The 2,629-nt window shown below is 62.3% G+C and carries 4 protein-coding genes; 3 read left to right on the top strand and 1 reads right to left on the bottom strand.

Annotation, left to right across the window (positions count from 1 at the left end; all coding sequences use genetic code 11):
- The coding region (locus ACIQ47_RS16155) for a HigA family addiction module antitoxin (protein ID WP_396439050.1) at nucleotides 1-236 on the bottom strand (236 nt) is incomplete at its 3' end.
- A 145-nt stretch (nucleotides 237-381) separates the two neighbouring features.
- Here ACIQ47_RS16155 and ACIQ47_RS16150 point away from each other — a divergent pair.
- The 3 genes from ACIQ47_RS16150 to ACIQ47_RS16140 form a co-directional block, all read left to right on the top strand.
- Nucleotides 382-996, top strand: a complete 615-nt coding sequence (locus ACIQ47_RS16150) for an FMN-binding negative transcriptional regulator (protein WP_396429404.1) — start codon at nucleotides 382-384, stop codon at nucleotides 994-996.
- 2 nt (nucleotides 997-998) lie between these two features.
- A complete protein-coding gene (gene tadA / locus ACIQ47_RS16145) occupies nucleotides 999-2,372 on the top strand; it encodes a tRNA adenosine(34) deaminase TadA (RefSeq protein ID WP_396439049.1) in 1,374 nt (457 codons plus the stop codon).
- A gap of 14 nt (nucleotides 2,373-2,386) precedes the next feature.
- Nucleotides 2,387-2,629: LD-carboxypeptidase (locus tag ACIQ47_RS16140; protein WP_396439048.1), on the top strand; the 243-nt coding region annotated here is incomplete at its 3' end.

Genomic DNA, 2,629 nt, shown 5'->3' with positions numbered 1-2,629 from the left:
TGGCGCGCCACGGCCATGTCGCAGTCGGTTTGCAGACCCATCCAGAATTCGGCGCTGTTGCCAAAGAACTTGGCCAAGCGCAAGGCGGTGTCTACGGTGATGGCGCGTTTTTCACGCACGATGTCGTTGATACGCGGGGCGGGTACTTGCAGCGCCATGGACAGCGCATGTGCCGTGAGTTGGTAGGGCGTCAAAAACTCTTCCCGCAGCACCTCGCCTGGATGAATGGGGCGCATGCGTTCGGTTTTAAGTTGATTTTTTATCTGCTGGGTCATATTCGACATCGTAGATCCTCTGGTCTTGAAGGTCAAAATCGGATGACTTGTTACAAGAGGCTGATCAATGGGTAATTGAAGCCCTCTGTTTGGTACAGTCATCACCATGTACCTGCCCCAACAATTCAACCACCCCCAGCACGCCGCGGCCATCATGCGCGAACACCCGTTCGCCAGCTTGGTGTCCACCGACGGTGATGGTTTTCCGTTTGTCACGCATTTGCCGCTCAAGCTGATAAAAGAGAGCGGCCAGCCGGTGGCGCTTTTGGGTCATTGCGCCCGTGCCAATCCGCATGCCGGGTTCTTGCAAGCACGGCCGCAGGCACTGGTGACCTTCATGGGTCCGCAGGCCTACATGTCGCCAGCCGTTTACCCCGATTTGCTGCGTGTGCCGACCTGGACTTATTTGGCGGTGCATGCCCGGGTCGAGGCCCGCATGCTGGATGGCAACGATGCCAAAGACGCCATGCTCAAGCAAATGATTGCCGACCACGAACCGGCTTATGCCGCGCAGTGGCGGGGGCTGCCAGAGAGTTACGCCCACGGCATGCTGAATGGCATCGTGGCTTTTGAGTTGAAGATTCTGGACCTGAAAACCAAGGTCAAGATCAACCAGCACCGCCCCGAGTCACATGCGGCCATGCACGCCGCTTACGCCCAAGGCGGCGAACAAGAGCAAGCCCTGGCGCAGTGGATGCAGCGGCTGGGCATGGTGGCGTGAGCGTGCTCACACCAAGCCAAGACGCCCACTGGATGGGCCTGGCCCTGGAGCAAGCCCGACAGGCCGCCGAAGAGGGTGAGGTGCCTGTGGGTGCGGTGGTCGTCAAGGATGGGCAAGTCATCGCCACGGGCCGAAATTCCCCGATTGCCAGCCACGACCCCACGGCGCACGCCGAAGTGATGGCGCTGCGCGAAGCGGCCCGCGTGTTGGGCAATTACAGGCTCGAAGGCTGCACGCTGTACGTGACACTGGAGCCGTGCAGCATGTGCAGCGGCGCCATGCTGCACGCTCGGTTGGACCGCGTGGTGTTTGGCGCGGCCGATCCGCGCACCGGGGCGGCAGGCTCGGTGCTCAATTTGTTTGACCACAGGCAGCTGAACCCCCAAACCCAAGTCATGGGCGGCGTGCTGGCCGAGGAATGCGGCCAGATGCTCAGGGACTTTTTCAAACCCCGGCGCATCAACACCGACCCGGTGCGCGAAGACGCTTTGCGAACGCCCGATACGGCCTTTGCCGGTTTGCCCGACTACCCCTGGCAGCCGCGCTATGTGAACGACCTGCCCAGCATCGCCGGGCTGCGCATGCATTACCTGGATGAGGGCGACGCCAATGCCCCATTCACTTGGTTGTGCCTGCACGGCAACCCGGCCTGGAGCTACCTGTACCGCAAGATGATCCCGGTTTGGCTGGCGGCAGGCCACCGCGTGGTGGCGCCCGACCTGATCGGCTTTGGCAAGAGCGACAAGCCCAAGAAGGACAGTTTTCACCAGTTTGAAACCCATCGCCAGTCCTTGCTGGATTTGATTGAGCGGCTCGACCTGCAGCGCGTGGTGCTGGTGGTGCAGGACTGGGGCGGCATTTTGGGGCTGACCTTGCCCATGGCCGCACCCGAGCGTTACAAGGGTTTGCTGGTCATGAACACGACCTTGGCCACCGGCGAGGCCCCCTTGAGTGCAGGCTTTTTGGCTTGGCGCGATTGGTGCCAAAGCCAGCCGCTGTTCGATGTGGGCAAGCTGTTTGCGCGGGGCAACCGCAGCATGACGCCTGCCGAGACGGCGGCCTACAACGCGCCCTTCCCGGACAAGGGCTACCGAGCCGCGCTGCGCGCCTTTCCGCCCATGGTGCCGGAGTTCGCCGATTCACCCGGTGCGGCCATCTCGCGGCAAGCGCGAGACTTTTGGCGCAACGACAGGCATGGTCAGACTTTCATGGCCATTGGCCAGCAAGACCCGGTGCTGGGCGAGCCGGTCATGCGCCAATTGCAAGGCCAAATCAAAGGCTGCCTCGAGCCCATGTTGCTGCCCGATGCAGGGCATTTTGTGCAGGAGCAGGGCCGGGCGATTGCTGAGGCCGCTGTGCGACACTTCAAGCCCTGAATAAGAACCCCCGCATGGCCCACATCTACATTTTTTCCCCGTCCAGCGCGGTGCGCGACAAAACCGCTTTCCGTCGCGGCATCAAGCGCCTGAAAGCCCAAGGCCATGAAGTTGAGGTGGACGAGGCCGCATTGGCCAGCCACATGCGCTTTGCGGGCGACGACACCACGCGCATCGCGGCCATCACCCGCGCTGCCGCCAGCGGGGCCGATGTGGCGCTCATCTCGCGCGGCGGCTATGGCCTCACGCGCATCCTG

Source organism: Limnohabitans sp., from assembly GCF_044373035.1.
Taxonomy (GTDB): domain Bacteria; phylum Pseudomonadota; class Gammaproteobacteria; order Burkholderiales; family Burkholderiaceae_C; genus Limnohabitans_A.
This window is presented reverse-complemented; position numbering and strand designations above follow the sequence as displayed.

Bases quoted from the DNA above. Each gene is read 5' to 3' on its own strand.
- ACIQ47_RS16150 (WP_396429404.1), top strand. From the start codon at position 382: ATGTACCTGCCCCAACAATTCAACCACCCCCAGCACGCCGCGGCCATC.